Source organism: Streptomyces sp. NPDC003720, assembly GCF_042875075.1.
Lineage (GTDB): Bacteria > Actinomycetota > Actinomycetes > Streptomycetales > Streptomycetaceae > Streptomyces.
Genome location: NZ_JBIANZ010000015.1, coordinates 182,477 through 188,964, shown reverse-complemented (window position 1 = coordinate 188,964; position 6,488 = coordinate 182,477). Strand labels below are relative to the sequence as shown.

The window sequence follows — 6,488 nt, the reverse complement described above, 5'->3', positions numbered from 1 at the left end:
CCCAGCCTTCGGCCGGGGGGACCCCCAGAGCACGCACCGGACGCCGCGACGCCCGCCCTGCGGGCGAACGACGCGACTTTGCGGACACGACCTAGTGCGCCGAGCCCGAGAGCTGCAGGCCGATCACGCCGACGATGACGAAGGAGATCGAGACGATCTTCAGCGTCGACACCAGGTCGCCGAGGAAGACCATGCCGTAGATCGCGGTGCCCGCCGCGCCGATCCCGGTCCACACGGCGTACGCGGGGCCGACGTCGAGCTTCTTCAGGGACAGGGTCAGCAGGCCGAAGCTGCCCAGGGCGAAGGACGCGAAGGCGATCGTCGGCCACAGCCGGGTGAACCCGTGCGAGAGCTTGAGGCACACGGCGAAACCGGTCTCCAGAATCCCGGCCACTATGACCAGCAGCCACGCCATGTGCGGTCCTCCCGTAGGTCCGGATCTCCGGCTCGGTGCGATTATGCACTTACCGAACGCGACCCCCGGCAAACCCCGCGGAGTTCAGTCGCCCTCCCTGCGGTCCCGCGTGGCCAGCAGCCGGCGCAGCGAGTACAGCCGCGCCGGGTCGGCGTGGCCCTCCTCGACGTACGCGTCCAGCGCGCAGTCCGGCTCGTCGTGGCTGCACGCGCGCGGGCAGCCCTCGGTGCCCGGCTCCAGGTCCGGGAAGGCGTGGATCACCCGGGAGGGATCGATGTGCGCCAGGCCGAAGGAGCGCACGCCCGGGGTGTCGATGACCCAGTCGGCCGCCCCGGTGAGGGGCAGCGCGAGCGCGGAGGTGGTGGTGTGGCGGCCGCGGCCCGTCACCGCGTTGACATGGCCGGTCGTACGCCGGAGGTCCGCCGGGACGAGCGCGTTGACCAGGGTCGTCTTGCCCACGCCGGAGTGGCCCACGAACGCGGTGATCCGCCCGTCCAGGAACGCGCGCACCCGGTCGGCGGCGGCGTCGTTCTCCAGTTCCTCCCGGCTGGTGACGACGTACGGGATGTCCAGCGCGCCGTACAGCTCCAGCAGCTTGTCCGGCGGGGCGAGGTCGGACTTCGTCATCACCAGCAGCGGCTCGAGGCCGCCGTCGTACGCCGCCACCAGGCAGCGGTCGATCAGACGCGGGCGCGGCTCGGGGTCGGCGAGGGCCGTGACGATCGCCAGCTGGTCGGCGTTGGCGACGACCACCCGCTCGTAGGGGTCGTCGTCGTCCGCGGTGCGGCGCAGCACCGACGTGCGCTCCTCGATGCGCACGATCCGCGCGAGGGTGTCCTTCTTGCCGGACAGATCCCCGACCAGGGCCACCCGGTCGCCCACGACGGCCGCCTTGCGGCCCAGCTCCCTGGCCTTCATCGCCGTCACGGTCCGGTCCCCGACCAGGCAGGTCAGCCGGCCCCGGTCGACCGTGAGGACCATGCCCTCGGCCGCGTCCTCGTGCTTGGGCCGGATGTTGGTACGCGGCCGGTTGCCCTTGCGGTTGGGACGGCTGCGGATGTCGTCCTCGTCGGTGTGCTTGCCGTAGCGGCGCATGATCCCAGTCCGCCCGTCAGTTCCCCAGCATCCCGGTCCACAGCTCGGGGAAGTCCGGCAGGGTCTTCGCCGTCGTCGCCACGTTCTCGATCCGCACGCCCTCGACCGCCAGGCCGATGACCGCGCCGGCGGTGGCCATGCGGTGGTCCTCGTAGGTGTGGAACACCCCGCCGTGCAGCGGGCGCGGACGGATGTGCAGGCCGTCGGCGGTCTCGGTCACGTCGCCGCCCAGTTCGTTGATCTCCTTGGTGAGCGCGGCCAGCCGGTCCGTCTCGTGCAGCCGCAGATGGGCCACGCCCCGCAGGGTGGAGGGGGAGTCGGCGAGCGCGGCGACCGCGGCGATGCCCGGGGTCAGCTCGCCGACGTCGCTCAGGTCGACGTCGATGCCGTGCACGGCGCCCGAGCCGGTGAGGACCAGACCGAACTCGGTCAGCTCGCAGGAGCCGCCCATCTCGGTGAAGATCTCCCGCAGCCGGTCACCCGGCTGGGTGGTCCGCTCCGGCCAGTCCGGGATCAGCACCTTGCCGCCGGTGACCAGGGCGGCCGCGAGGAACGGCTGCGCGTTGGACAGGTCCGGCTCGATCGTCAGGTCCCGGCCGAGCAGCGCGCCCGGCGTCACCCGCCACACGTTCGGCTCGCCGCCCGACTCCGGGGTGTCCACCTGGGCGCCGACCGCGCGCAGCATGTCCACGGTCATCCGGATGTGCGGCAGGGAGGGCAGGGAGGCCCCGGTGTGCCGGACCTCGACGCCCTGGTTGAAGCGCGGGGCGGACAGCAGCAGCGCCGAGACGAACTGGGAGGACGAGGAGGCGTCGATCGACACCTGACCGCCGTCCAGCGCCCCCGCGCCGTGCACGGTCAGCGGCAGCGCGCCCCGGCCGTCGTCGTCGATCCGGGCGCCGAGCACCCGCAGCGCGTCGATCACGCCGTGGAGGGGGCGCTCGTACGACCGCGGGTCCCCGTCGAACCGGATCGGGCCGTCGGCCAGCGCGGCCACCGGCGGCAGGAAGCGCATCACCGTGCCGGCGTTGCCGACGTCGACCGTGGCCGGACCCTGCAGGCCGGTCGGCAGCACCCGCCAGGCCTCGCCGGAGCCGTCCGGGCCGCCGGCGACCGAGGAGCTGGACGACACGGTCTCCTCGATCTCCACGCCCATGGCCCGCAGGGCGCCGGCCATCAGCAGGGTGTCGCGGGAGCGCAGCGGGCGGCGCAGCCAGCCGGGCTCGGAGGCGAGGGCGGCCAGCACGAGGGCTCGGTTGGTCACCGACTTGGACCCGGGCACGTGGACCGTCGCGTCGACGGCTCCGCTCGCGTGCGGGGCGGGCCAGAGGGCGGGGTGCGCGGTGTTCGGGGCCATGGGGCCACTTTATAAGGAGGGCCCGGCATCAACCTTCCAGCAGCCAGCGGCCCCCGCCGATCAGGGAGCACAGGGACACCGCGTGGAACAGGAACAGCCACAGCCCCGCCGGCACGTGCGTCAGCCGGGAAAGCTGGTCGGCGTCGGAGTCGCCCGCGCCTCCCCGCATGCGCTTGGCCTGCAGCTCGAACGGCGGCCGTACCCCGCCGAGCAGCAGGAACCACACCACCGCGTACGCGAACGCCGCCTGCACCTGCGGCCCCGTGAGCCACGACACCAGCAGGAAGGCGCCGCCGGCCAGCACCACGGTCAGTACCCCGTAAGCGTTGCGGATCATCACCAGCATGACGAGCAGCAGGGCGGTGGCCGCCCACAGCAGCAGGGTGATCCGGCCGGTGGCCAGCAGCGCGGCGCCGCCCAGGCCCAGCAGCGAGGGCGCCGTGTACCCCGCCGCCGCGGTGAGGATCATGCCCAGCCCGTACGGCTTGCCCCGGCTGACCGTGAGGCCGCTGGTGTCGGAGTGCAGGCGGATGCCGGTGAGCTGCCGCCCGGTGAGCAGCGCGACCAGACCGTGCCCGCCCTCGTGCGCGATCGTGATGGCGTTGCGGGCTATGCGCCACAGGGTGTGCGGTACGACGACGGCCAGCGCGGCGACCCCGGTGGCCAGCACCACCCACAGGTCGGGGTCGGGCTGGGTGCCGGTGAGCCGGTCCCAGAGGCCGGCGGTGAGGCTTTCCATATGACCGAGCAGCTCCTGTCCTCGTACGGAGTCTGGCAGTGTGGCACGTATGTGCGGACGGTATGCATCCAGTCGTGGGCCCGAGGATCTCGCCGGAATCTTCGAGGTCGAGAAGTGGGAGCCGGAGGAGACCCTCGAGCCGGACTACAACGTGGCTCCGACCAAGGAGGTCTACGCCGTCCTGGACCGCCCGTTGAAAGACGCCGAGGACCCGCGTCCGGTTCGGCAGCTGCGCAGGCTGAAGTGGGGCCTGGTGCCCTCCTGGTCCAAGACGCCCGAGGGCGGCGCCCGGATGATCAACGCGCGCGCCGAGACCGTGCACGAGAAGCCCTCCTACCGCCGCGCCTTCGCCGCCCGGCGCTGCATCCTGCCCGCCGACGGCTACTACGAGTGGGTCACCGGCGCCCAGGAGCGCGAGCTGGAGACCGAGGGCAGGAAGAAGCGGCCGCGCAAGCAGCCGTACTTCGTGCTGCCCGCCGACGGCTCGGTCTTCGCGATGGCCGGCCTGTACGAGTTCTGGCGCGACCGGACCCTGCCCGACGACCACCCGTCCGCCTGGTGGGTCACCTGCTCGGTGATCACCACGGAGGCGGAGCGGACCCCGCTGGCCGTGGCCCCCGCCGAGGGACCGCACTCCCTCGCCGACATCCACCCCCGGATGCCGCTCATGCTCACCCCGGACCGCTGGGACGCCTGGCTGGACCCCGCGCGCACCGACCCGGACGGCCTGCGCGAGCTGCTCGCCCCGCCCCCGCACGGCCTGATGCGCGCCTACCCGGTCTCCACCGCCGTCAGCAACGTCCGCAACGGCGGCCCGGAGCTGCTGAAGGAGCTGGAAGGCCCGGAAGTCGGCACACTCTTCTGACGTGACCACCATGACCACACAGACCGTCCCGACGGACGCCGGCGAGGCCCGGATCACCTGGCACCGGGCCGGCGGGGCCCGGCTCGTGCTCGCGCTGAGCCACGGCGCCGGAGGCGGCGTCGAGGCCCGCGACCTCCAGGCGCTCGCCCGGGTGCTCCCCGGGCACGGGGTGACCGTGGCCCTCGTCGAGCAGCCCTGGCGGGTGGCGGGCAAGAAGCTCGCGCCCGCGCCGAAGACCCTGGACACCGGCTGGCGCGGTCTGTGGCCCGCGCTGGCGGAGCCAGGACTGCCCGTCGTCGCCGGCGGCCGCAGCGCCGGCGCCCGGGTCGCCTGCCGCACCGCCGCCGAGCTGGGCGCGCACGCCGTGCTCGCGCTGAGCTTCCCGCTGCACCCGCCGGGCCGGCCGGAGAAGTCCCGCGCCGCGGAACTGCTCGGCGCCGGGGCGCCCACCCTGGTCGTGCAGGGCGGCAACGACCCCTTCGGCAGGCCGGGCGAGTTCCCCGAGGGGGATTTCCGGCTGCTCGAGGTGCCCGGCGGCGATCACGGGTTCGCCGTCCCCAAGCGCGCCGGGATCACCCAGGAGCGGGCCCTGGAGATCATCACCGACGGCGTCGCGGGGTGGGCCGGCTCACTCGGATGACCCGGGAATGCCCGGCGGCGGGGCGCTGTTGAGGCGAACAGAAAGTGCTGGGGAACCGGCACCGACGTCGTAGGAGAGGAAGTCCGCCGCATGGGTTCGACCATCTGCCCGAGCCGTGAGCGTCGCGCTGACCTGGACTGGACGGTGCTGCACGCGGCCAGGACCGCTCCTATTCGAGCGGCGGCGGGTACGGGTCGTGTTCTATCCTCCGAAACAGGTGGGACCGGTCTCGGTCCCGTCCGGGAACTTGAGGAGGTGGGTCCGGTCACCGGTACCGACGCAGGGACCGACAACGGCCAGGCGGAGCAGCCCGAGGGCCGGGGCACGAGCGCGGACCCGGAGACCGGCTCCGAGTCGACCGCGCAGCGCAGCGCGCGCTTCGAGCGGGACGCGCTCGAGTTCCTCGACCAGATGTACTCGGCCGCCCTGCGCATGACGCGCAACCCGGCCGACGCCGAGGACCTGGTGCAGGAGACCTACGCCAAGGCGTACGGGTCCTTCCACCAGTTCCGCGAGGGCACCAACCTCAAGGCGTGGCTGTACCGGATCCTGACCAACACCTTCATCAACTCGTACCGCAAGAAGCAGCGCGAACCCCAGCGCAGCGCGGCCGAGGAGATCGAGGACTGGCAGCTCGCCCGCGCCGAGTCGCACATGTCGACGGGTCTGCGCTCCGCCGAGTCGCAGGCGCTCGACCACCTGCCCGACTCGGACGTGAAGGAAGCGCTGCAGGCGATCCCCGAGGAGTTCCGCATCGCCGTCTACCTCGCGGACGTAGAGGGCTTTGCGTACAAGGAGATCGCGGACATCATGGGGACACCCATCGGTACGGTGATGTCCCGGCTGCACCGGGGCCGCCGTCAACTGCGCGGCATGCTGGAGGACTACGCCCGCGAGCGCGGACTGGTCCCGGCGGGCGCCGGAGAGTCGAACGAAGCGAAAGGCTCGGGCTCATGAGCTGCGGAGAGCCGCACGAGACGGACTGCAGTGAGGTCCTCGACCACCTCTACGAGTTCCTCGACAGCGAGATGCCGGACGTCGACCGCGACAAGTTCCAGCACCACTTCGAGGAATGCTCGCCGTGCCTCGAGAAGTACGGCCTGGAGCAGGCCGTGAAGAAGCTCGTCAAGCGGTGCTGCGGCCATGACGACGTGCCCGCCGACCTGCGCGCCAAGGTCATGGGGCGGATCGACCTGATCCGCTCCGGGCAGACCGTCCCCGAGCACGACGTCACCAAGGCGCCCGCCGCCCCGGTGACACCGCAGGAGTCCTGACCCCGCGCCCTCCGGCCGGCCCCGTCACCCGAACGTGCTAATCCTCGGGCCATGGGCCCCCGGACCCCCCGAATCCCGCCCTAGGCTCCGAGCCTGCACCGGC

8 protein-coding genes are annotated in these 6,488 nt (G+C 72.6%); 4 read left to right on the top strand and 4 right to left on the bottom strand.

What is annotated here, in order from left to right; translation table 11 throughout:
• Positions 1-91: 91 nt before the first annotated feature.
• The 4 genes from ACFYU0_RS33330 to ACFYU0_RS33315 all read right to left on the bottom strand — a co-directional run bounded on the left by ACFYU0_RS33330 (position 92) and on the right by ACFYU0_RS33315 (position 3,606).
• Positions 92-415: a multidrug efflux SMR transporter gene (locus tag ACFYU0_RS33330; RefSeq protein ID WP_073889359.1), complete on the bottom strand. Its 324-nt coding sequence runs from the start codon at positions 413-415 to the stop codon at positions 92-94.
• A gap of 84 nt (positions 416-499) precedes the next feature.
• Positions 500-1,510, bottom strand: coding sequence for a ribosome small subunit-dependent GTPase A (gene rsgA / locus ACFYU0_RS33325; RefSeq protein WP_351662596.1), 1,011 nt, complete (start codon positions 1,508-1,510; stop codon positions 500-502).
• 16 nt (positions 1,511-1,526) lie between these two features.
• Complete coding sequence (gene aroA, locus ACFYU0_RS33320) at positions 1,527-2,867, bottom strand: 3-phosphoshikimate 1-carboxyvinyltransferase (protein ID WP_351662598.1); 1,341 nt, start codon at positions 2,865-2,867, stop codon at positions 1,527-1,529.
• 28 nt (positions 2,868-2,895) lie between these two features.
• Entirely contained in the window at positions 2,896-3,606 is a 711-nt protein-coding gene (locus ACFYU0_RS33315; RefSeq protein ID WP_351662600.1) for a M50 family metallopeptidase, read from the bottom strand.
• A gap of 49 nt (positions 3,607-3,655) precedes the next feature.
• On the opposite strand from ACFYU0_RS33315, the gene ACFYU0_RS33310 reads away from it, so the two are divergent.
• From ACFYU0_RS33310 to rsrA, 4 genes are all read left to right on the top strand, one after another.
• Positions 3,656-4,471, top strand: coding sequence for an SOS response-associated peptidase (locus tag ACFYU0_RS33310; protein WP_351662602.1), 816 nt, complete (start codon positions 3,656-3,658; stop codon positions 4,469-4,471).
• Between the two features lie 10 nt (positions 4,472-4,481).
• Positions 4,482-5,111: an alpha/beta family hydrolase gene (locus ACFYU0_RS33305; protein ID WP_389306043.1), complete on the top strand. Its 630-nt coding sequence runs from the start codon at positions 4,482-4,484 to the stop codon at positions 5,109-5,111.
• Between the two features lie 255 nt (positions 5,112-5,366).
• Positions 5,367-6,068 (top strand): RNA polymerase sigma factor SigR, encoded by a 702-nt coding sequence (sigR, locus tag ACFYU0_RS33300; RefSeq protein ID WP_351662604.1) that lies wholly within the window; start codon positions 5,367-5,369, stop codon positions 6,066-6,068.
• Positions 6,065-6,385 (top strand): mycothiol system anti-sigma-R factor, encoded by a 321-nt coding sequence (rsrA, locus tag ACFYU0_RS33295; RefSeq protein ID WP_351662607.1) that lies wholly within the window; start codon positions 6,065-6,067, stop codon positions 6,383-6,385. Before sigR ends, rsrA begins: the two co-directional genes overlap by 4 nt.
• Positions 6,386-6,488 lie beyond the last annotated feature (103 nt).